Source organism: Streptomyces monashensis, assembly GCF_001866665.1.
GTDB classification, from domain to species: domain Bacteria; phylum Actinomycetota; class Actinomycetes; order Streptomycetales; family Streptomycetaceae; genus Streptomyces; species Streptomyces monashensis.
Genome location: NZ_MLYO01000027.1, coordinates 53280 through 74761 on the forward strand (window position 1 = coordinate 53280; position 21482 = coordinate 74761).

Genomic DNA, 21482 nt, shown 5'->3' on the forward strand with positions numbered 1-21482 from the left:
TGACACACGGCTGCAACACCTCTTTCGTAATCATCGCGCAAGGTTGATCGTTGGGCCGTGCATCGATGACCGACACCGATACGTCAGGGGGTACGGACGATGGCCATGAGTCGTAGGGCGCTGCTGGTCGCGGGGGCCGGGGTCGGGGCGGGGGTACTCGCCGCGTGTGGTTCCAACACCGGGCGCGGGGGCGGGGGTTCGGGGGCGGCGCTGTCGCAGTGGTACCACCAGTACGGCGAGCCGGGCACCCAGCAGGCCGTGCAGCGGTACGCCGCCGCGTACCGGAAGGCGCACGTCACGGTGGAGTGGCGGCCCGGGAACTACGACCAGCAGACCGCCGCCGCGCTGCTGACCGACTCCGGGCCCGATGTCTTCGAGGTCAACGGGCCCACGCTCGACCAGATCCAGGGCGGACAGGTCGTCGACCTCACCGACCTGCTCGACGGCGTCAAGGACGACTTCAATCCCGCCGTGCTCACGCCCAAGACGTACGAGGGGCGGATCTACGGCATCCCTCAGGTCGTCGACATGCAGCTCCTCTACTACCGCAAGAGCCTGCTGAAAGCGGCCGGGGTCACGCCGCCCGCCACCCTCGACGCCCTCGTGGACGCCGCCCGCACGCTCACCACCAGCAAGGTCAAGGGGCTCTTCCTCGGGAACGACGGGGGAGCGGGGGTGCTCGGCGGAACTCCCCTCTACGCCGCCGGACTCCAACTCGTCACCGCGGACGGCAAGGTCGGTTTCGACGACCCGGCCGCCGCCCGCACCCTCGGCAAGCTGCGCCGGCTCTACGCCGACAAGTCCCTCCTCCTCGGCGCGCCCGCGGACTGGTCGGACCCGTCCGCCCTCCTCCAGGGCCTCACCGCGATGCAGTGGTGCGGGCTGTGGGCGCTGCCCCAGGTCAAGCAGCAACTGGGCGACGATTTCGGGGTGTTGCCGTTCCCCGCGGACGGTGGGCAGGGCAGGCCCAGCGTGCCCGTCGGGGCGTACGGCGCCGCCGTCAGCGCCCGCAGCAAGCGCCGGGAGGCCGCCAGGGAGTACGTGAAGTGGCTGTGGGTCGAACGGACCGACTACCAGGAGGACTTCGCCCTCTCCTACGGCTTCCACATCCCCGCCCGGATCTCCCTCGCCAAGAAGGCCGCGAGGCTCCACAACGGCCCCGCCGCCGACGCCGTCCGCCTCGCCACCGAGCACGGGTACGCCCAGCCCCTGCTGTGGACACCGGCCGCGCAGACCGCCTACCAGGACGCGCTCAGCCGGATCATCAAGAGCGGCGCGGACCCGCAGGGCGAACTGCGGGCCGTCGTGGGAAAGGTGAGCGACGAGCTCCAGCGTGTGAAGAAGAAGTCGTGAGGCGGCGCAGGACCCTCTGGTTCTGGGTGTTCGTCGGGCCGTTCGCCGCCGGGCTCGCGCTCTTCACCTACGTCCCGCTGCTGTGGAGCGTGGGCCTCAGCTTCTTCGACGCGCACAACACCGTCACGCCCACGCACTTCGTCGGCCTGGACAACTACACGGCGATGCTGAGGGACGACGCGTTCACCGGCAGTCTCAGGACGTTCCTCGTCTTCACCGCCTTCATCGTGCCCGTCACCTACCTGCTGTCCCTGTCGCTCGCGCTCATGGTCAACCGGGTCCGGCGGGCGCGCGCGTTCTTCCGGTCCGTCTTCTTCCTCCCGGCCGCGTGCAGCTACGTCGTCGCGGCCCTGGTCTGGAAGATGTCGATCTTCAACGGGGTGCGGTTCGGGCTGGCCAACACCGTGCTCGGGTGGCTCGGCGGCGATCCGGTGGCCTGGCTGTCCACCACCGACCCGCCCTGGTACTGGCTGGTCATCGTCACCGTACGGCTGTGGCTGCAGGCGGGCTTCTACATGATCCTCTTCCTGGCCGGGCTGCAGCGGATCGATCCGGTGCTCTACGAGGCGGCCGCCGTGGACGGGGCCCGGCCCGGCTGGACGGTGCTGCGGCACATCACCCTGCCGCAGCTGCGGGCCACCTCGGTCGCCGTGCTGCTGCTGCTCGTCGTCAACGCCTTCCAGGCCTTCGACGAGTTCTACAACCTGCTCTCCGACGCCCGTGGCTATCCGCCGTACGCCCGGCCGCCGCTGGTCTACCTCTACTACACCGCGCTCGGGCAGGGGCAGAACCTCGGGCTCGGCAGCGCGGGAGCCGTGATCCTCGCGCTGATCATCGCGGTCGTCACGGTCGGGCAGGCGCGGTGGCTGCGGCTGGGAAGGACGGACACCGATGGATGACGCCGTGGTGCGGGCCGGGCGGGCCCTGCGGGTGGCGCTGCTGATCGCACTCGCCCTGCTCTTCCTCATCCCCTTCTATCTGCTCGTGCGGAACGGGCTGGCGAGCGAGCAGGACATCACCTCGCCCCGGTGGACCTTCTTCCCGGGGGAGTTGAGGTGGGGGAACGTCCGGGAGCTGTTCACCGACCCGTCCGTGCCCTTCGCCCGGTCCCTGCTCAACTCCGCGCTGATCGCCGTGGTCACGACCGCCGGGACGCTCCTGCTCGCCTCCCTCGCCGGGTACGGCCTGGCCCGTATCCCGTACCGGCACGCGAACAAGGTCTTCTACGGCATCCTCGGCACCCTCCTGGTCCCGGCCGCCGTCACCTTCGTACCGAGCTTCGTGCTGGTGTCGTCGCTGGGCTGGATCTCCACGCTCCGCGGACTGATCGTCCCGACGCTGTTCTCGGCGTTCGCCTGCTTCGTCTTCCGGCAGTACTTCCTCGGCTTCCCACGGGAGCTGGAGGACGCGGCGCAGGTCGACGGGCTCGGGTACTGGCGGACGTACTGGCTGGTGGTGGTGCCCAACGCGCGGCCGGTGTTCGCGGCCGTCGGGACGATCGTGTTCCTCGGCGCGTGGAACTCCTTCCTGTGGCCGCTGGTCATCGGGCAGGACCAGCGCGCCTGGACGGTGCAGGTCGCGCTGTCGTCCTTCACCACGGCCCAGGTCGTGCGGCTGCACGAACTGTTCGTCGCCGCCGTCGTGTCCGTCCTGCCGCTGCTGCTCGTCTTCCTGTGCTTCCAGCGGTGGATCGTGGCGGGGGTGGAGCGCTCGGGGATCGACTAGGGGGTGTCGTTTGGATCAGGCCGGCCGTGATGAACAGTGCGGACCGGCCGTACCCGAGCGGGCTCCGGTGCGTGCAGCTGCAAGGCGGAGGAGGGAGTCGACGCGCTGGGGGCCCCTCCCGCGCTGGGGGCCCCTCCCGCGCTGGGGGCCCCTCCCGCTCGAGCGAAGCCGAGAGTGGGGGAGAAGCCGAGAGTGGGGGAGAAGCCGAGAGTGGGGGAGAAGCCGAGCGTGGGGGAGTCGGCGATCGACGACAACGCCGCAGGTGTGCGTGCCAGAGCCCGCGACGCCGGGATGATCCAAACGACACCCCCTGGCGCTCACAGCGTGGCGCCGCTGTCCACGACCAGGTCGGTGCCGATGACCGAGGTCGCGTCCTCCGAGGCCAGGTAGAGGACGGCGGCGGCGACTTCCTCGGTGGTGGCGATGCGGCCGAGGGGGAGGGTGGTCCTCGCGCGCTCGGCCCGGCCCGCCTCGGTCTCGCCCGGTCGCAGGGACATGGAGGTCTCGGTGGCGCCGGGGCTGACCACGTTGATCCGGACGCCGTCCCGGATGTGGTCGAGGGCGGCGCCCCGGCTGAGCGCGGTCACGGCGGCCTTGGACGCGGAGTAGGCGGCCGCCCCGGGGGCTGCGGCGTGCCGTCCGAAGGTGGAGGAGACGTTCACGATCGAGCCACCCGCCGACTGGCCGCGCATCTGGCGGATCTGCGCCTGCAGGGCCAGGAACACCCCGGTGACGTTGGTGGCGAGCTGGGTGTGCCAGTCCGCCTCCGGGAGGTCCGCGAGGGGCTGCCCGCCGCGGAAGACGCCCGCGTTGTTGACCGCCACGTCGAGCGAGCCGAAGTGTCCGACGGCGGCCTGGACCACCGCGTCGGCGTCAGCCGCGCGCGAGACGTCGGCAGTCACCGCGAGGGCCTTGCCGCCCTGCTCCTCGATGAGCGCGACGGTCTCGTCCAGCGGCTCCTGCCTGCGCCCGGCGACGACGACCCGGGCGCCCTCCGCGGCGAGCGCCCGGGCGACGGCCCTGCCGATGCCGGAGCCCGCGCCCGTGACCAGGGCGGTCCTGCCGGTGAAACGGCTGGTGGTCATGATCTCCTCTTTTCTTGACCGATCGGTTCAGTATGAGGTGCGCAAAACCGCCCTCCGGGTGGAAGGCGTGGTCAGTCGAGCAGGGTCAGGGCCTGCTCCACCGCATCCCGGACGCGGGCCGGGTCCGAGGAGGCCTTGCCGACCACCCGCAGGCCCTGCATCAGGACCAGCAGCATGCGGGCGAGCGTGAGCGGATCGCGGTCGGCGGCCAGCTCGCCCTGCGCCCGGGCGCGGACCAGCGCCGCGCGCAGCAGGGTCTCCAGCTGGTCCCAGCTGTGCTCGACGCGGCGGGCCGCGGCCGGGTCGTGCGGGGCGAGCTCGGCGGCCGTGTTGGTGACGAAGCAGCCGGTCAGGCGCCGCTCCTCGGCCGTGGCCTCGGCGCCGAAGCGCCGTACGACGGCCCGCACGGCCGGCAGGGCGGGGCCCGGCCCGGACAGCTCCCGCACCAGGGGCGCGTCACTGCCCTCCTGGTAGCGGTCCAGCGCCTTCAGGTACAGCTCGTGCTTGCTGCCGAACGTCGCGTACAGGCTGGCCCGGCCGATGCCCAGGTGCTCGACGAGGTCGGCCATCGACGTCGCCTCGTAGCCGCGCCGCCAGAACAGCTCCAGGGCTGCCTGCAGTGCGGCGTCCGGATCGAATTCCTTGGTCCTGGCCACATGCCGGAGCCTAGACTTTTCGAGAACGATCGGTCAAGAAATTCCCCGATGCGGTGCGAGGGCCTACGCCGCCCGGACCTCGTACGCCGTCACCCGGACCGTCTCGTCGTCCAGGCACTCCCCGCTGGCCAGGTCGAAGCGCTGCTTCAGCAGGGGGGAGGCGACGTAGGGGCGGCCCTCGTGGGTGCCGGTCAGGCCGCGGGAGAGGACGGCCGCGCCGGTGAACGGGTCGCGGTTGTCGATCGCGTAGAGGCGGCCCGCGCGGTCGCGGAACAGGGCCACCTGGCGGCCGTCCGGGAGCAGGACGGCGGCCCCCCGGCCCGGGAGCAGCGCGTGCACGTCGCAGGCCGTGAACCAGCCCTCCGCGAGCCGGAGTTGGGCCTTCAGGGTCGTGGTCTCGACAGCCAGGGTCATCGCGGGGTGCTTCCTTCCAGGACGTCGGCGGCGGGGCGCCTGCCGATGGCGAGCAGCGGCAGGTCGGGCTTGATCTGGTCGCGCTCGGGGACGAAGGCGACGACCGGGTCGGGGGTGTCGGGGGCGTTCACGAAGGACACGAACCGGGTGAGCTTCTCGGGGTCGTTGACGGTCTCGGCCCACTCGTCGCGGTAGCCCGCGACATGCGCCCGCATCAGCGCCTCCAGTTCGTCGCAGATGCCGAGCGAGTCGTGCACCACCACGTCGCGTACGTGGTCCAGGCCGCCCGGGATCCGCTCCAGCCACACGCTCGTGCGCTCCAGGCGGTCGGCGGTGCGGATGTAGAACATCAGGAACCGGTCGATCAGGCGGACCAGTTCGGCGTCCGACAGGTCCTGGGCGAGCAGGTCGGCGTGGCGCGGCGTCGCGCCGCCGTTGCCGCCGACGTACAGGTTCCAGCCGTTCGCCGTGGCGATCACGCCGAAGTCCTTCGACTGGGCCTCGGCGCACTCGCGGGCGCACCCGGAGACCGCCGACTTGAGCTTGTGCGGGGAGCGCAGGCCCCGGTAGCGCAGCTCCAGGTCGATCGCCATGCGGACCGAGTCCTGGACGCCGTAACGGCACCAGGTCGAGCCCACGCAGGACTTCACGGTCCGCAGGGCCTTGCCGTAGGCGTGCCCGGACTCGAAGCCGGCGTCCACCAACCGGGCCCATATCAACGGGAGTTGCTCCGCCCGCGCGCCGAACATGTCGATCCGCTGACCGCCGGTGATCTTCGTGTAGAGGCCGAAGTCCCGGGCGATCTCACCGATCACGATCAGCTTCTCGGGCGCGATCTCGCCGCCGGGGATGCGCGGCACGACCGAGTACGAACCGTTCTTCTGGAGGTTGGCGAGGTGGTGGTCGTTGGTGTCCTGCAGGGCGGCCTGCTCGCCGTCGAGGACGTAGCCGCTCGCGCCGATCACCGGGGCGAGGGAGGCGATGACCGAGGCCACCGCCGGCTTGCAGGTCTCGCAGCCCTCGCCGCCCCGGGCGCCCTCGCGGCCGTAGCGGTCGAGCAGGTCCTGGTACGACGTGATGCGCAGGCTCAGGACGATCTCGTACAGCTCCTCGCGCGTCTGCGCGAAGCAGCCGCACAGCCCCTTGTCGACCTCGACGCCGGACGCCTCCAGCTCGGCGTCGACCAGCTGGCCGAGGACCTTGACGCAACTGCCGCACGTCGTACCGGCCTTGGTGCACTTCTTGACCTCGGGCACGGTGGTGCACCGGTGCTCGGTGACCGCGCCGCGGATCGCGCCCTTGGTGACGTTGTTGCAGGAGCAGACGACCGCCTCGTCCGGCAGCGCGGCCGGGCCGAGCCCGTCCCCCGAGTCCGCTCCGGCGGGCAGGACGAGGGACTCGGGGGAGACGGGCGGCACCGAACCGGTCAGCGCGCGCAGGGTGCCGTACGCCTCCGCGTCGCCGACCAGGACGCCGCCGAGCAGCGTGCCGTCCCGGCCGACGACCAGCTTCTTGTAGAGGCCCGCGCGGGAGTCGGCGTACACGACGTCGAGGCAGCCCTCGGTGGTGCCGTGCGCGTCGCCGAACGACGCCACGTCGACACCGAGCAGCTTCAGCTTGGTGGACAGGTCGGCACCCGTGAACGCCAACTGCTCGCCCTCGTCGGCGGCGATGGCGGCGGCGGCCGTCTCCGCCTGCTCGTAGCCCGGCGCGACCAGCCCGTACACCCGGCCGTCCGCCGCCAGCGCGCACTCGCCGATCGCGAACACGTGCGGGTCGGTGACCGTACGGCACCGCTCGTCCACGCTGATGCCGCCGCGCTCGCCGACCGCGAGGCCGCAGTCCCGGGCCAGCTGGTCGCGGGGGCGGACACCGGCGCTGAACACGACCATGTCGACGCCGAGTTCGGAGCCGTCCGACAGCGTCATCCCGCTGACGGCGCCCGCCGCCCCGGTGACGATCTCCTGCGTGCCCACACCGGTGTGCACGCTCAGCCCCATGCCCTCGATGGTCCGCAGCAGCGCCGCGCCGCCGCCGTCGTCGACCTGCACCGGCATCAGACGCGGCGCGAACTCCACGATGTGCGTGTCGAGTCCGAGCCCCTTGAGCGCGCCGGCCGCCTCCAGACCCAGCAGCCCGCCGCCGACCACGGCACCGGTCCGGGCGCCCTTCGCGTACTCCTCGATCGCGAGCAGGTCGTCGATCGTGCGGTAGACGAAACAGCCGTCGGCGTCCTTGTTCGGCACGGGCGGCACGAAGGGGTACGAGCCGGTGGCGAGGACGAGCGTGTCGTACGCGAAGACCCGGCCGGAGCGGGCGGTCACCGTCTTCGCCGCACGGTCGACGACGTCGGCCGGGTCACCGACGTACAGCTCGATGCCGTGGGCGTCGATGAACTCCATGTCGGTCATGGAGAGGTCCTCGGCGGTCCTGCCCGAGAAGTACGAGGTGAGGGCGACGCGGTCGTAGGCCGGACGCGGTTCCTCGCACAGGACGACCACGCGGTGCGTGGCGGTCAGGCCGCGCTCGGCGAGCGCTTCCAGGAAGCGCTGACCGACCATGCCGTGGCCGACGAGCACGATCGTGGGGGCGGCCCCGGGGGCACGTGTATGCGAGGTCATGCTCCCGAGCGTGCGGCGCCGACGTTACCCGGCGGCATCACGTCTGTTTCCCGCTCGGAACGCTGCCCTCAGCCTGCGGCGCTTCGGCGTGTGAGGTCCGGGGGTGCGAGGGAGTCGTGCGTCTGCTGCAGCGTCGTGGTTGCTCGCGCAGTTCCCCGCGCCCCTACGGGCGCGGCTCAGGGACGGCTTCCCGTCAGGTGCGCGAACACCACCACGTTGCCCTGGTACCCCGTCGTCGGCGAGTAGCCGCCGCCGCAGGTGATGACGCGCAGCTCCGGTCGGCGGGCCGCGCCGTAGACCTTCTCGTCGGGGAAGTCGCGGGCCGCGTACACCTCGACCGCGTCCACGCTGAACACGGCCACGGAGCCGTCGAGGCGGTCCACCTCGATGCGGGCGTCCCGCTCGAGCGCGCCGAGGTCGTAGAAGACGGCGGGCCCCTGGGCGTTGTCGACGTGCCCGGCGACGATCGCGGTGCCCGTCTCGCCGGGCAGGGTGCCGGCCTCGTAGTAGCCGGCCAGGTTCTTGTTCCGCGCGGGTGGCACGTCCAGGCTGCCCGAGGCGGTCAGGGCCAGGCCCATCAGCGGGGCGTTCACGCGGATCGCCGGTATGCGGATCCGGGTGGGCGGCGAGGGGGCCAGGGCGCGGGCCGCGGGGGGCTCGCCGCCCGGGTCCGGGCGGCCCTCCGCGGTGGCGGGCTGCGGCGGTGCGTGCGTCCCGGCGCCGCCGAGCAGCCACATCCCGGAACCGAGGGCCACGACGGTGACCGTGGCTATCGCGGTGTCGCCGAGCCGGGCGCCGCGGCCGAGCCCGGCACTCCTGGCGCGCCCGGCTCTCCTGGCGCTTTTGCGCATGTCGATCCCTCTCCCGGGGGCGTACCCCCGAAAATCCCCTCCCCCTCCGGGCCGCGAGGGGCATCGGACCCGGAGGGGGCGGGAAGTGCGGTACCGGCGGACGGACAGCGGAGGGTGTCCGTCAGATCCCGTCGCCTCTCGCCCGGCGATGCAGGAGCCAGGTACCGCCCGCGGCGGCGACGGCCAGCGCCGCCACACCCGCCGCGGTGTGCACGGGGTCGGGGCCGAGTGCGCCGCCGACCCCCGTCTTGAGACTGCCGTGCGGCTGCACCTGTCCGTGCGCCGCGGTCAGGGCCACCACGAGGTCGCCCGTCACCTGCCGGTTGCCCTCCGCGCACCTGGCGACGATCTCGTACGTCCCCGGCTGTGCGCTCTCCGGCACCGCGAACTGGCCGATCACGTCGCCCTCGTGCGCGCTCGGCGCCAGCAGGAAGGTGCCGGCGCCGACCGCGCCCGCGTCCCCGGTCGCGCCGCCGCTGTTCTTCCCGCAGGCGGCCGTGTTCACCGTGACGTGACCGCCCGGCACCACCGTGCCGGGAGTGACGTCCAGGGCGTCGGCGGTGCCGGCCCAGGCGGGCGCCGCGGCCGCCCCGACGAGCGCGATACCGGTCAGCAGACGGGCGGTGCGGCGCATGGTGTTCCCCAGACCTTCGCGATTCGGCTGTTCGCTATCGAGGTAAGTCGCAGTCACGGGCTTCCGCCTGCTGATGACCCATCAGGAATGCGGCGAACGGGTGTCACCCCCCGCCCCCCACACGGCCCAACCCGAGCGGTGTGTCAGCAGGTCACAGCGGTGCGAAGGGCGCGCGGAAGCGACCGGCGCGAAGAACACACGAATGGCGCGACGGGCGTCATGGAACCGATGACGGCATGTCAGCGCTCCCCGGGTCCGGCCGGTGGGCGTACGGCCGGGTCCGCGGGCCGGCGCGCGGTGGCGGCCATACGGAGACGGAAGCCGTGTCCCGGTGGCACGCGGGAAGCGGCAGGGGCTAATGCGGCAGTCGCGCGGCCAGGCCGTCCAGGACGACGTCGAGGCCGTACCCGAACTTGGCGTCCCGCTCCCGGGCGGGGTCCCGGACGGCCGTCACGTCGGTGGCGGCGTAGGCGGCGGAGAGGTTGTCGTGGCCGGCCGCGGCCTGCTGGGCGGCGGGCAGCAGGCGGGAGACGAACTCGGCCTCGGTGTGGCCGGAACGGGCGACCGTGGTGAGCCACGCCGCCTCGGTGGTGCTCATGCCCAGCACGTAGCCGAGCAGGGTGCTGATCGCCGCGTCGGCCTCGGGGAAGCCGGCCTCGACGAACAGCGCGGCGAGCCGCTCGTTGAACGCCATCAGGTTGGGGCCCAGGTAGACGAGGCCCGCCTGGCCCATCACCGAGGACACCCATGGGTGGCGCAGTGCGGCGGCCCGGAAGGACCGCGCGGCCTCGGTGGCGCCCGCCCGCCAGTCGGCCTCGGTGCCCGCCGGCACCCGGATCTCGGCGGCGACCTCGTCCACGGCCAGCTCCATCAGCTCGTCCTTGGTGGCCACGTGCCGGTAGAGCGAGGTCGCGCCCGCGTTCAGCCGGGCGCCGAGCTTGCGCATGCTGAGCGCTTCGACGCCGTCCGTGTCCAGCATGGCGATCGCCTCGCGCACGATCGCCTCCCGGCTGAGGGACGGCTGGTCGGGCTCCCGCCGCTGCCGGGCCCAGACGGAGGGGATCGGGTTCGGGTCGGTCCGTGGGGCCATCTGCGGACTCCTCTGCATGCCTGCGTGCGTACGTCGTTCGCATCCAGCGTACAGAGTGCAAGGGTTGCGCACACTGTTCCGCAGTGCGTACAGTGTGCGCATCGAGCGGAACGATGTACGCGCAGCGAGAACGCTGTACGCGCCAGGGAGGGAAACCCATGAAGAGCCGGGAAAACTCGGAAGACCGCAGCTCGCGCCGCTGGTGGATCCTCATCGTGCTCTGCCTGAGCACCCTCGTCCTGACGATCGACAGCATGGCGCTCACCGTGGCCGTGCCCTCGATGACCGAGGACCTCCACGCGAGCGCCCAGGACATCCAGTGGATTCTCGACTCCTACGTCCTGGTCTTCGCCGGTCTGCTGCTCACCTCCGGCAGCCTCGGTGACCGCTTCGGCCGCCGGAAGGTGATGCTGACCGGGCTGCTGCTCTTCGGTGCGGCGTCACTGGCGGGGACGTTCGCCGCGGATCCGGGCCAGGTCGTCGCGCTGCGGATCGCGATGGGTGTCGGCGGGGCGCTGATCATGCCGTCCACCCTCTCCATCCTCATCACGGTCTTCGACGAGAAGGAGCGCGGCCGGGCGATGGCGGCCTGGGGCTCGGTGTCGATGCTCGGCCTGGTGGGCAGCCCCGTGCTGGGCGGGCTGCTGATCGCCCACTTCTCCTGGCACGCGATCTTCTTCCTGAACGTCCCCGTCGTCGCCCTGGCCCTGCTCGCCGGTGTGACCCTGATGCCGGAGTCGAGGGCGCCGTGGCAGAAGCCCGACCCGCTGGGCGCGATCCTGTCCGCCGCCGGGATGACCGCGCTGGTCTGGTGGATCATCGAGATCCCGCAGCACGGCGCGTTCGCCGCCGGCCAGCTGCCGGTGCTCGCGGCGGCGGTGCTCACGCTGGCGGGCTTCGTGCTCTGGGAGAACGTCACCGCCTCCCCGATGGTCCCGTTGGTCCTCTTCAAGCAGCGCAACTTCAGGGGCGGTTCGCTCTCCCTGGCTCTGGTGCAGATCGGCAACGGAGGTCTGCTGCTGGTCCTCACCCAGTACCTGCAGTTCGTCCTCGGCTACTCGCCCATCAAGGCGGGCCTGGCCTTCCTGCCGCTGGCCGTGACCGCGATCATCGGCAACGCGGGAGGCGTGAAGCTGGCCGCGAAGACCGGCAACCGCATCGTCATCCTCCTCGGCATGCTGATCATGGTCTCGTCCTTCGCGGTCCTCACCACGGTCGACGCCGGCTCCGGCTTCGTCGTCCCGGCGATCGCCCTGGGCCTGCTCGGTCTCGGCGCGGGTGCGGCCATGCCGGCGGCGGTCGGCGCGCTGATGGGCACCATCCCGCCGGAGCAGGCGGGCGTCGGCTCGGCCCTGAACGACACCATCCAGCAGGCCGGTACGGCCCTCGGCATCGCGATCCTCGGCTCACTGCTCGCGAGCGGCTACACCGACCGGATGCCTGCCGACGCCCCCCTCCCGGCCCGCGAGTCCATCGCCGGCGCGGTCGCCACAGCCCACCCGGCCATCCTCCACGCGGCCCGCGAGGCCTTCACCTCCTCGATGACCACCACCTTCACGGTCAGCGCGGCGGGTGTCCTGGCGGCGGCGGTGCTGGCCACGGCCGTGATGCGCGACCGCAAGCCGCAGCAGCCCGCCCAGTCCCCGGAGCAGGAGCAGGAGCAGGAGCAGGAGTCCGAGCCGGAGTTGGCTGTCTGACCGGACGCGACGGGAAAGGCCGGTGCCCGCGGGGCACCGGCCTTCCGGGCTTCCCGCCGTGGGTTGTCCAGTGGTCCGAAGGCGGTGCCGTCACCGTCGCCGGCGATGCCGTTGCGGGTACAGAATCGTTTCTGTGATCACTTCGGAACCGGGGACCCGGCTGCCTTTCTTCGTCTACGGCACCCTGCGTCCCGGCGAGGCCAACCACGACCTGTTCCTGCGCGGCCGCACCACCGCCGAGGAACCGGCCCGGCTGCCGGGTGCCGTGCTCTACGACGGGCCCGGATACCCCTACGCCGTCGAGCACCAAGGCGCGGAGATACACGGGGAGTTGGTCACCGCCCGCCCCGAGTCGTACGACGGCCTGCTCGCCGCACTGGACCGGCTGGAGGAGTACGCCCCGGGTGACCCGGGCAACCTCTACGAACGCGTCGCCCGGCACGTCGTACGCGCCGACGGCAGTGCCGCCCCCGCCTGGGTCTACCTCGCCGCCCCGCCGGTCACCGCCCGCCTGCGTGCCCACGGCACCAGGATCGAGGGCGGCGACTGGTGCAGGCGCTGATCAGTTCGGCTGTACGAGTCCTTGCAAGCGTTGACGCCGAACCAAAGAGGAACAGCGTGTTGTGCTCTTGACGTCCTCACCCGTGTGAGTGCGGGTGATTCCCGCCTGCCCCGCCTGCCCCGCCTGCCCCGCCGCGTGCAGCGGTTTCGGGTGGGTTCCTGCTTCTGCGAGCACTGCCTCCTCTTCATTCTTGGCGGACCCGCCGACGGGCCCTTACGGGCGCTGCCTTTGGAGATGAAGAAGTTGCTGTACGCCGTCTCGAGATCGCGCAGGGACTGCTGGAGCACCACCGCTGAAACCTCGCAGAGCCAGGCTCGTTGCGGAGTCTGCTTGGCTTGCGCGATGACCTGCCGGGACAGCTCGGTCGCGCTTGGATACGGAAGCCCCTTGTCATAGGCGTCGCGCCGCAGACGCAGGGCGTCGTTCCACACGGCGCGGGCGGACCCGAACGCCCTCGCCAAATGCGCGCGCTGGGGATCGTTGAGGTCTGCCGACACACTCAACTCCGCAATGCTTCCACTCGCACCGCGCACGACGTGATCTCCGGCATCGGGGACGTGGGCGCGAGTGCCGGGTTGGTCAGGGCGTTGGCGTGGCCCGCGTCCGGCCGGTGGAAGGGCATGAACACGGTGTCCGGGCGGGATGGCGGAGGTGACCCGAGCGGGGCGCCATGGCCCGGCCCGCCGTGAGGCGCACGGCGTCGGCGAAGTTCAGCGCCCCGCCGCGAGCGCCCGCGCCACCCCCGGATCCCTCGGTCCGAGGAACTGTGGATCCGGACGGAACACCGCGTCCAGGACCGCCTTGCCGGCCGCGAACACCTCGCGGGTTCCGCCGTAGTACCAGGTCACGTCGTGGTTCTCGGCGACCCCGACCCCGTACGAGGTGACGCCCGCCGCCTCGCACAGCGCCACCGCGCGTCGGATGTGGAAGTTCTGGCTGATCAGCACCGCCCGGTCCACCCCGAAGATCTTCCGGGCCCGCACGCAGGAGTCCCAGGTGTCGAATCCGGCGTAGTCACGCACGACCCGTCCGGCCGGTACGCCGTGCCTGCTGAGGTAGGCGCGCATGGCGTCGGGCTCGTCGTAGTCGGTGCGGCTGTTGTCGCCGGTCACCAGGACGACCTTCACCCGGCCCGCCCGGTACAGCGCCGCCGCCGCGTCCAGCCGGTGCGCGAGGTACGGCGACGGCTCCCCGTTCCACAGCCCGGCCCCGAACACCACGGCGATCTTCGCCGCCGGCGCGTCGGCCACCGTGCGCAGCCGGTCCGCCGTGGACGCGTACAGCCACGTCACCGGCAGCAGCGCCAGCACACACACGGCCATCACGGCCTGCACCAGCCGCCGCTGCCCGGTGCGGGTGCGCGGCAGCCGCGGTCGACGGTTCCTCATACGTCACATCCCCCCGACGTCCCCGGTGAGCGGTCCCGAAGCGAGCGGTCCCGACCATGGAGGACGCCGGCGCCCCGGATCCGGTTTCGCCTCACACCGCGCAGGTGTACGACGTGAAGCCGCGGAAAACACCCGTGACGGCCAGGCAACGGCCCCGCAACGCGGCCCCGGCAGGATCGATCCATGACGGCGTCGACCCCTCCCCGCTCCGGGCCCCGCATCCGCCTGGTCCCCCCGCCCTGCCGCCGCCCGGACCGGCCCGCCCTGGTCCTGGTCGCGCACGGCAGCCGGGACCCGCGCGCGCTCGCCGCCGTGACGGCCCTCAGGGACCGCGTACGCGAGCTGCGCCCCGGCCTGGCCGTCCGCCTCGGCCACATCGAGCTGAACGCGCCGCTCCTGCCGGACACCCTCGCCGCGCTCGGCGGCGCCCCCGCCGTCCTCGTCCCGCTCCTGCTCAGCCGGGGTTACCACGTCAAGCGCGACATCCCCGCGATGGCGGCCGAGGCGCGGGCGGACGTGCGCGTGGCGCCCCCGCTCGGCCCGCACCCGCTCCTGGCGGAGGCCCTGTACGACCGCCTGCTGGAGGCCGGCTGGCCGACGGATCCGGACGAGGCCACGCGCCGCTCCGGCGCGGTGGTCCTGGCCGCGGCCGGCTCCCGCGACCCCGACTCGGCCACGGACACCCGCCGCACCGCCCGCCTCCTCGCCGACCGCCTGGGCGTCCCCGTCCTGCCGGCCTACGCCGCGGCGGCCGGCCCGACGGTCCCGGCGGCCCTGCGCACCCTGGCGGCGCGGGGCCGCCACCGGGTGGCGGTCGCCTCCTGCTTCACCGCCCCGGGCCGCTTCGCCACCCAGTGCGCGGCCGCGGCGCCCTGGCTCGCCGCGGCGCCGCTGGGGGACCATCCGGCGATGGCCCGGCTGGTCGTGCGGCGTTACGAGCAGAGCCTGGCGACGCCGTCGGCGCAAGCCGCCTGAGGGGGAGCGGCCTGCCTGGCTTACTGTCGAGCCATGGAAGGCACCGCACCGAACGGAATCTACGGCTCCACCTCGGCCGAGCGCTACGCCCCCGAACCCGACAAACGCCCGGGCCGCACCGCCTTCCAGCGAGACCGCGCCCGCATCCTCCACTCGGCCGCCCTGCGCCGCCTCGCCGGCAAGACACAGGTGGTCACCCCCGGCACCCGGAGCCAGGCCTGGGACGCCAGCCCCCGCACCCGGCTCACCCACTCCCTGGAATGCGCCCAGGTGGGCCGCGAACTGGGCGCGGCCCTCGGCTGTGATCCCGACCTGGTCGAGGCGGCCTGCCTCGCCCACGACCTCGGTCACCCGCCCTTCGGCCACAATGGCGAACAGGCGCTGAACGACTTCGCGGCCGACTGCGGCGGCTTCGAGGGCAACGCCCAGTCCCTGCGGCTCCTCACCCGCATCGAGCCCAAGCGGTTCGTGGCGGAACGCTCCGTCGGCCTCAACCTCACCCGCGCCACCCTCGACGCCGCCACCAAGTACCCCTGGCCGCGCGGCGCCCACCCCACCGACCCGGCGTCGCGGAAGTTCGGCGTGTACGAGGACGACCGCCCGGTGTTCGACTGGGTCAGAGGCCCGGCGCCGGGCACCCGCACCTGCTTCGAGGCCCAGGTGATGGACTGGTCGGACGACGTGGCGTACTCGGTGCACGACGTCGAGGACGGTCTGCACGCCGGTCACATCGACCCCAACTGCCTGTACGCCGACTCCGAACGGCAGGCGGTGTTCGAGGTCGCCGTCGGCCGCTACGTCCCGGCGGACACCGACCCCGCCGAGCTCTCCGCCGCCCTCGACCGCCTCCAGGACGCGGAATGGTGGCCGCACGGCTACGACGGCACCGCGGTCGCCCAGGCCCGGCTGAAGGACACCACCAGCCAGCTCATCGGCCGGTTCTGCCTGGCCGCCGAGGGGGCCACGCGCGCCGCGTACGGCACCGGCCGGCTCACCCGCTACGGCGCCGAACTCGTCGTACCCCGCGAGGCCCGGATGGAGTGCGCGGTGCTCAAGGCGGTCGCGGACCGGTACGTCATGCAGCGCGCCGAGCAGGAGCGGGAGCGCGCGGACCAGCGGGTGATCGTGGCCGAACTGGCGCAGGCGCTCACGGTTCGCGCGCCGGACGGTCTTGATCCGCAGTTTCGGGCCCTGTTCGACGGGGCAGGCGACGACCACGCGCGCAAGCGGGTGATCGTCGACCAGATCGCCTCCCTCACGGACATGTCCGCGCGGTCCCTGCACGCGAGACTGACGGGGCATATGTGAGAGGAAAGTGACCTCCGGTGGCCTGATCGGGTCACTCCCTCTTCCCGCAGGACGCTGCGTGCGGGACGCTCACACATGGCGACATCCTTACGAGGAGGCATCAAGTGGTCGACGCGGATCAGACATTCGTCATCGTCGGGGGCGGTCTCGCCGGCGCGAAGGCGGCCGAGACGCTCCGGGCGGAGGGCTTCACCGGCCGGGTGATACTGATCAGCGACGAGCGCGACCACCCCTACGAACGCCCGCCGCTGTCCAAGGGCTACCTGCTCGGCAAGGAGGAGCGCGACAGCGTCTTCGTGCACGAGCCCGCCTGGTACGCGCGCAACGACGTCGAGCTGCACCTCGGCCAGTTCGTCGACCGCATCGACCGCGCGGCGAAGACGGTCCGCTTCGGCGACGACGGCACCCTCGTCCGCTACGACAAGCTGCTGCTGGTCACCGGCGCCGAGCCGCGCCGCCTCGACATCCCCGGCACCGACCTCGCGGGCGTGCACCATCTGCGCCGGCTCGCCCACGCCGAGCGGCTCAAGGGCGTGCTCGGCTCGCTCGGCCGGGACAACGGGCACCTGGTGATCGCGGGCGCCGGCTGGATCGGCCTGGAGGTCGCGGCGGCGGCCCGCGAGTACGGCGCGGAGGTCACGGTGATCGACCCGTCGCCGACCCCGCTGCACCACGTGCTCGGCCCCGAGCTGGGCAACGTCTTCGCCGAGCTGCACCGCGAGCACGGCGTCCGCTTCCACTTCGGGCGGCAGCTCACCGAGATCGTCGGCCAGGACGGCATGGTGCTCGCGGCCCGCACCGACGACGGCGAGGAGCACCCGGCGCACGACGTCCTCGCGGCGATCGGCGCGGCGCCCCGGACCGGTCTCGCGGAGGCGGCCGGGCTGGAGATCGCCGACCGGGCGCACGGCGGCGGCATCGTCGTCGACGAGCGGCTGCGCACCTCCGACCCCGACATCTACGCGGCCGGCGACGTGGCGAGCTTCCCGCTCGCCCTGTTCGGCACCCGGCTGCGGGTGGAGCACTGGGCCAATGCCCTCAACGGCGGCCCGGCCGCCGCCCGCGCGATGCTCGGCCAGGAGATCAGCTACGACCGGGTGCCGTACTTCTTCACCGACCAGTACGACCTGGGGATGGAGTACAGCGGCTGGGCACCGCCGGGGTCGTACGACGAGGTGGTGATCCGGGGTGACGCCGGCAAGCGGGAGTTCATCGCGTTCTGGGTGAAGGAGGGACGCGTGCTGGCCGGGATGAACGTGAACGTGTGGGATGTCACAGACCCCGTCCAGAAGCTGATCCGCTCGCGGGCCCAGGTGGACACGGAGGCCCTGGCCGACCCGCACGTGCCCCTGGACGGCCTCGCCTCCTGACCATCGGGAGTGTCGGTGCGGCCCCGTAGAATCGCCTCGTGGCAGGACGGATCAACGACGAGGACGTGAAGGCGGTACGGGACGCGGTCCCGATCGACGCCGTGGTCTCCGAGTACCTCCACTTGCGCAGCGCGGGCGGCGGCAATCTCAAGGGCCTGTGCCCGTTCCACGACGAGAAGTCGCCGTCCTTCCAGGTCAGCCCGAGCAAGGGGCTCTTCCACTGCTTCGGCTGCCAGGAGGGCGGCGACACCATCACCTTCGTGATGAAGGTGGACCACCTCTCCTTCTCGGAGGCGGTGGAGCGGCTCGCCGCCCAGGCGGGCATCACGCTGCGCTACGAGGAGGGCGGGTACAACCCGGCCCACCAGCGCGGCGAGCGGATCCGCCTGGTCGAGGCGCACAAGATCGCCGCGCAGTGGTACGCCGAGCAGCTGGCCACCAGCCCCGAGGCCGAGACCGGCCGGGCCTTCCTCGCCGAGCGCGGCTTCGACCAGGCCGCGGCCGTCCACTTCGGCGTCGGCTACAGCCCCCAGGGCTGGGACCACCTCACCCGTTATCTGCGCGGCAAGGGTTTCACGGACAAGGAACTGGTCCTGTCCGGGCTGTCGCAGGAAGGCCGCCGCGGGCCCATCGACCGCTTCCGCGGCCGCCTGATGTGGCCCATCCGGGACATCGGCGGCGAGGTCGTCGGCTTCGGCGCCCGCAAGCTGTACGAGGCGGACAACGGCCCCAAGTACCTCAACACCCCCGAGACGGCGATCTACAAGAAGTCCCAGGTCCTCTACGGCGTCGACCTGGCCAAGCAGCACATCGCCAAGGCCAGCCGGGCCGTGGTCGTCGAGGGTTACACCGACGTCATGGCCTGCCACCTCGCCGGCGTGACGACCGCGATCGCCACCTGCGGCACGGCCTTCGGCGGCGAGCACATCAAGATCCTGCGCCGCCTGCTGCTGGACAACGGCTCGGCCCGCGTGATCTTCACCTTCGACGGCGACGCGGCCGGCCAGAAGGCCGCGCTGCGCGCCTTCGAGGACGACCAGAAGTTCGCCGCCGAGACGTACATCGCGATCGCGCCGGACGGCATGGATCCCTGCGAGCTGCGTCTCGCGAAGGGCGACGAGGCGGTGGCCGACCTGGCCGAACCGCGCACCCCGCTCTTCGAGTTCGCGCTGCGCCAGATCGTGAACCGCTACGACCTGGACACCCCGGCGGGCCGCGCCGGCGCCCTGGACGAGGCGGCCCCCATCGTCGCCCGGATCAAGAACAGCGGCGCCCAGCACGAGGTCGCCGTCCAACTGGCCGGCATGCTCGGCATCCTCGACACCCAGTTCGTGGTCAAGCGGGTGGCCCAGCTGGCCCGCTGGGCGCGCGAGCGCGGCGGCCAGGGCCCGGCCCCGGCGGGCCCGCGGTCGTACGAGGCCGCCGCCCGCCCCGCCGCGGCGGGCCCCGCCCTCCAGCTCCGCAACCCGATCTACGCCACCGAACGCGAGCTGCTCAAACTCGCCCTCCAGCGCCCGGAGCTGGTCTCCCCGGCCTTCGACGCGTACGGCGTGGACGAGTTCACGGCCGCCCCCTACGCCGCCGTCCGCCAGGCGATCCTGGACGCGGGCGGCGCCGAGTACGGCGTGCAGGACAGCCAGGAGTACCTGGTCCGGGTCCGCGAGGCGGCCCCCGACGACACGGTCCGCGCCATGGTCACCGAGCTGGCCGTGGAGGCGATCATGCGCCGCACGGTCGACGAGAACTACGCGGGCGAACAGCTCGTGACCGTCCGCCGCCGTGCCGTGGAGCGCCGCGTCCAGGAACTCCAGATCACCGCCCGCCGCCTGGAAGCCGGCGGCGACCCGGCCCAACTGGCCTCCGCGCACAACGAGTTGTGGGTCCTCCAGCAGTACGACCAGTCCCTGAAGACCCGCGGCGCGGAGGCGCTGTAAAGGGGCTGGCTAGCCCTCTTCCCGGGGCTGCTCGGGAGGTGCGATGCCGAGGTGGTCGGTGATCGCGCCGACTTGTGTGGTGAGGGACCCGACCTGCCCGGTGAGTGTTCCGATCTGCTCCATCATCGCCACCTGGCCGGACACCAGGGCGCCGAGCAACTTGCCGTGCTCCGCCAGCGTCTTGCCGTGTTCGAGCTGTGTCTCCCGCAGAGCCCTGATCACCTGCATGTCGGCACGCCGCTGCACCTGGAGAGCCGCCACGTCGCGGTCCGCCCCCACGGCGAGGTTGTGGGTCGTCGTGCGCTCCGCCATGGCCTCGTCCACCCGCGCCTCCAGCGCCTCCACGCGGCGCCGCAGCTCGTCCATCTCGCTCATGCCTTCCATCCTGCCTCATGTCGATGCGCCCCACTCTTGGCCGCATATGTCATTCGGATAGTCCAACGAGCTGAGTAACCATCCGGTCACCAGGCGAACGCAAAAAGTCACCGCACGCCCCTCGTGGCGGGGATGTGTCGTACTCCACACTGGGGGCGGTGCCCGAGTCCTCGGAGCGCAGGCCGTCGACTCTCCGCTCCCGAAGTAGCGCTGTCGCACTCGGTCGGCAGCGATCATCCTGGAGGTCGCCCCCGTGCAGACCCAGACCCTCACTCAGACCGACAGCGCCACCCGTGCCACCCGCACCACCCGCGCCACCACCGTCACCGCGGACGAGCCGGACGCCGAGCCGGACGTCCTCGGGGCCGTGCCCCCGCAGCGCCGCGGTGACGGGCACCCGCAGGACACGCCCGCCGAGCCGGCCGAACCGCCGGCGGACGCGCTCACGGACGAGCCCCAAGAGCCCGAGGAGCCCGACGAACCCGCCGTCGCACCGGTCGCCGCACGGGCCGACTCCGGTGGCCCCTCCGCCGATCTGTTCCGCCAGTACCTGCGCGAGATCGGGCGCATCCCGCTGCTCACCGCCGCCGAGGAGGTCGAACTCGCCCGCCGGGTCGAGGCCGGCCTGTTCGCCGAGGAGAAGCTGGCCAACACCCCCGACCTGGACACCAGGCTGGCGCTCGACCTGGACCGGCTCGTCGTGATGGGACGGATGGCCAAGCGGCGGCTCATCGAGGCCAACCTGCGGCTCGTCGTCTCGGTCGCCAAGCGGTACGTCGGACGCGGGCTGACCATGCTCGACCTCGTCCAGGAGGGCAACCTCGGGCTGATCCGCGCGGTGGAGAAGTTCGACTACGCCCGCGGCTACAAGTTCTCGACGTACGCCACCTGGTGGATCCGCCAGGCCATGTCCCGGGCGCTGGCCGACCAGGCCCGCACCATCCGCGTCCCGGTGCACGTGGTCGAGCTGATCAACCGGGTCGTGCGCGTGCAGCGCCGGATGCTCCAGGAGCGGGGGTACGAGCCGACGCCCGACGAGGTCGCCGCCCACCTCGACCTGCCGCCCGAGCGGGTCAGCGAGGTGCTGCGGCTCGCCCAGGAACCGGTCTCCCTGCACGCCCCGGTCGGCGAGGAGGAGGACGTGGCCCTCGGTGACCTCATCGAGGACGGCGACGCCGCGAGCCCGGTCGAGTCGGCCGCGTTCCTGCTGCTGCGGCAGCACCTGGAGGCGGTGCTGTCCACGCTGGGGGAGCGGGAGCGCAAGGTCGTCCAGCTCCGCTACGGCCTCGCCGACGGCCGGCCCCGCACGCTGGAGGAGATAGGCCGCATCTTCGGCGTCACACGGGAGCGGATACGGCAGATCGAGTCCAAGACCCTCAACAAGCTCCGGGATCACGCGTTCGCGGACCAGCTGCGGGGCTATCTGGACTGAAGCGGGGGGCCG

At 72.3% G+C, this 21482-nt stretch carries 19 protein-coding genes and 2 pseudogenes; 10 read left to right on the top strand and 11 right to left on the bottom strand.

The window, feature by feature from the left end; all coding sequences use genetic code 11:
- Positions 1–99: 99 nt before the first annotated feature.
- From BIV23_RS17060 to BIV23_RS17070, 3 genes are read left to right on the top strand one after another with little or no spacing between them, the layout of a single operon-like run.
- The gene (locus tag BIV23_RS17060) at positions 100–1353 is read left to right on the top strand and encodes an ABC transporter substrate-binding protein (RefSeq protein ID WP_071381721.1); all 1254 of its coding nucleotides are present in this window, start codon (positions 100–102) and stop codon (positions 1351–1353) included.
- Positions 1350–2252 carry a carbohydrate ABC transporter permease gene (locus tag BIV23_RS17065; RefSeq protein ID WP_071381722.1) on the top strand — a complete coding sequence of 301 codons (903 nt, stop codon included), beginning with the start codon at positions 1350–1352 and terminating at the stop codon, positions 2250–2252. The genes BIV23_RS17060 and BIV23_RS17065 overlap by 4 nt, the downstream gene beginning before the upstream one ends.
- Positions 2245–3078, top strand: coding sequence for a carbohydrate ABC transporter permease (locus BIV23_RS17070; RefSeq protein ID WP_071381723.1), 834 nt, complete (start codon positions 2245–2247; stop codon positions 3076–3078). Before BIV23_RS17065 ends, BIV23_RS17070 begins: the two co-directional genes overlap by 8 nt.
- 317 nt (positions 3079–3395) lie before the next feature.
- On the opposite strand, the gene BIV23_RS17075 is transcribed toward BIV23_RS17070, so the two are convergent.
- The 7 genes from BIV23_RS17075 to BIV23_RS17105 all read right to left on the bottom strand — a co-directional run bounded on the left by BIV23_RS17075 (position 3396) and on the right by BIV23_RS17105 (position 10429).
- On the bottom strand, positions 3396–4163 hold the full coding sequence (locus tag BIV23_RS17075; RefSeq protein WP_071381724.1) for an SDR family NAD(P)-dependent oxidoreductase: 768 nt from the start codon (positions 4161–4163) through the stop codon (positions 3396–3398).
- A 71-nt stretch (positions 4164–4234) separates the two neighbouring features.
- Positions 4235–4819, bottom strand: a complete 585-nt coding sequence (locus BIV23_RS17080) for a TetR/AcrR family transcriptional regulator (protein ID WP_071381725.1) — start codon at positions 4817–4819, stop codon at positions 4235–4237.
- Between the two features lie 63 nt (positions 4820–4882).
- A complete protein-coding gene (gene nirD / locus BIV23_RS17085; protein WP_071381726.1) occupies positions 4883–5233 on the bottom strand; it encodes a nitrite reductase small subunit NirD in 351 nt (116 codons plus the stop codon).
- Positions 5230–7854 carry a nitrite reductase large subunit NirB gene (gene nirB / locus BIV23_RS17090; protein WP_071381727.1) on the bottom strand — a complete coding sequence of 875 codons (2625 nt, stop codon included), beginning with the start codon at positions 7852–7854 and terminating at the stop codon, positions 5230–5232. Before nirB ends, nirD begins: the two co-directional genes overlap by 4 nt.
- 176 nt (positions 7855–8030) lie before the next feature.
- On the bottom strand, positions 8031–8705 hold the full coding sequence (locus tag BIV23_RS17095; RefSeq protein ID WP_071381728.1) for a class F sortase: 675 nt from the start codon (positions 8703–8705) through the stop codon (positions 8031–8033).
- Positions 8706–8826: 121 nt separating this feature from the next.
- Complete coding sequence (locus tag BIV23_RS17100) at positions 8827–9339, bottom strand: hypothetical protein (protein ID WP_071381729.1); 513 nt, start codon at positions 9337–9339, stop codon at positions 8827–8829.
- A gap of 355 nt (positions 9340–9694) precedes the next feature.
- On the bottom strand, positions 9695–10429 hold the full coding sequence (locus BIV23_RS17105) for a TetR/AcrR family transcriptional regulator C-terminal domain-containing protein (protein ID WP_071381730.1): 735 nt from the start codon (positions 10427–10429) through the stop codon (positions 9695–9697).
- Positions 10430–10587: 158 nt separating this feature from the next.
- Here BIV23_RS17105 and BIV23_RS17110 point away from each other — a divergent pair, with 158 nt between their 5' ends.
- Complete coding sequence (locus tag BIV23_RS17110) at positions 10588–12126, top strand: MFS transporter (protein ID WP_071381731.1); 1539 nt, start codon at positions 10588–10590, stop codon at positions 12124–12126.
- A 136-nt stretch (positions 12127–12262) separates the two neighbouring features.
- Positions 12263–12688 carry a gamma-glutamylcyclotransferase family protein gene (locus tag BIV23_RS17115; protein WP_071381791.1) on the top strand — a complete coding sequence of 142 codons (426 nt, stop codon included), beginning with the start codon at positions 12263–12265 and terminating at the stop codon, positions 12686–12688.
- On the opposite strand, the gene BIV23_RS53935 is transcribed toward BIV23_RS17115, so the two are convergent.
- The 3 genes and pseudogenes from BIV23_RS53935 to BIV23_RS17120 form a co-directional block, all read right to left on the bottom strand.
- Positions 12607–13221: a helix-turn-helix domain-containing protein gene (locus BIV23_RS53935; RefSeq protein WP_107471188.1), complete on the bottom strand. Its 615-nt coding sequence runs from the start codon at positions 13219–13221 to the stop codon at positions 12607–12609. The genes BIV23_RS17115 and BIV23_RS53935 overlap by 82 nt on opposite strands.
- Positions 13188–13392: pseudogene (locus BIV23_RS53220) on the bottom strand (molybdopterin dinucleotide binding domain-containing protein); the annotation flags it as partial. The pseudogene BIV23_RS53220 and the gene BIV23_RS53935, both read right to left, overlap by 34 nt.
- Before the next feature lie 6 nt (positions 13393–13398).
- Positions 13399–14076 carry a SanA/YdcF family protein gene (locus BIV23_RS17120; protein ID WP_071381732.1) on the bottom strand — a complete coding sequence of 226 codons (678 nt, stop codon included), beginning with the start codon at positions 14074–14076 and terminating at the stop codon, positions 13399–13401.
- Between the two features lie 183 nt (positions 14077–14259).
- On the opposite strand from BIV23_RS17120, the gene BIV23_RS17125 reads away from it, so the two are divergent.
- The 4 genes from BIV23_RS17125 (at position 14260) to dnaG (ending at position 19663) form a co-directional block, all read left to right on the top strand.
- Positions 14260–15051: a sirohydrochlorin chelatase gene (locus BIV23_RS17125; RefSeq protein WP_071381733.1), complete on the top strand. Its 792-nt coding sequence runs from the start codon at positions 14260–14262 to the stop codon at positions 15049–15051.
- Between the two features lie 33 nt (positions 15052–15084).
- Complete coding sequence (locus BIV23_RS17130) at positions 15085–16359, top strand: deoxyguanosinetriphosphate triphosphohydrolase (RefSeq protein ID WP_071381734.1); 1275 nt, start codon at positions 15085–15087, stop codon at positions 16357–16359.
- A gap of 104 nt (positions 16360–16463) precedes the next feature.
- The gene (locus BIV23_RS17135) at positions 16464–17729 is read left to right on the top strand and encodes an NAD(P)/FAD-dependent oxidoreductase (protein ID WP_071381735.1); all 1266 of its coding nucleotides are present in this window, start codon (positions 16464–16466) and stop codon (positions 17727–17729) included.
- Between the two features lie 38 nt (positions 17730–17767).
- Positions 17768–19663 (top strand): DNA primase, encoded by a 1896-nt coding sequence (gene dnaG / locus BIV23_RS17140; RefSeq protein ID WP_071381736.1) that lies wholly within the window; start codon positions 17768–17770, stop codon positions 19661–19663.
- Positions 19664–19672: 9 nt separating this feature from the next.
- Here the strand turns inward: dnaG and BIV23_RS17145 are convergent, their stop codons facing one another.
- A complete protein-coding gene (locus BIV23_RS17145; protein WP_071381792.1) occupies positions 19673–20038 on the bottom strand; it encodes a hypothetical protein in 366 nt (121 codons plus the stop codon).
- A gap of 132 nt (positions 20039–20170) precedes the next feature.
- On the opposite strand from BIV23_RS17145, the pseudogene BIV23_RS17150 reads away from it, so the two are divergent.
- Positions 20171–21470: pseudogene (locus BIV23_RS17150) on the top strand (RNA polymerase sigma factor).
- Positions 21471–21482: the final 12 nt, after the last annotated feature.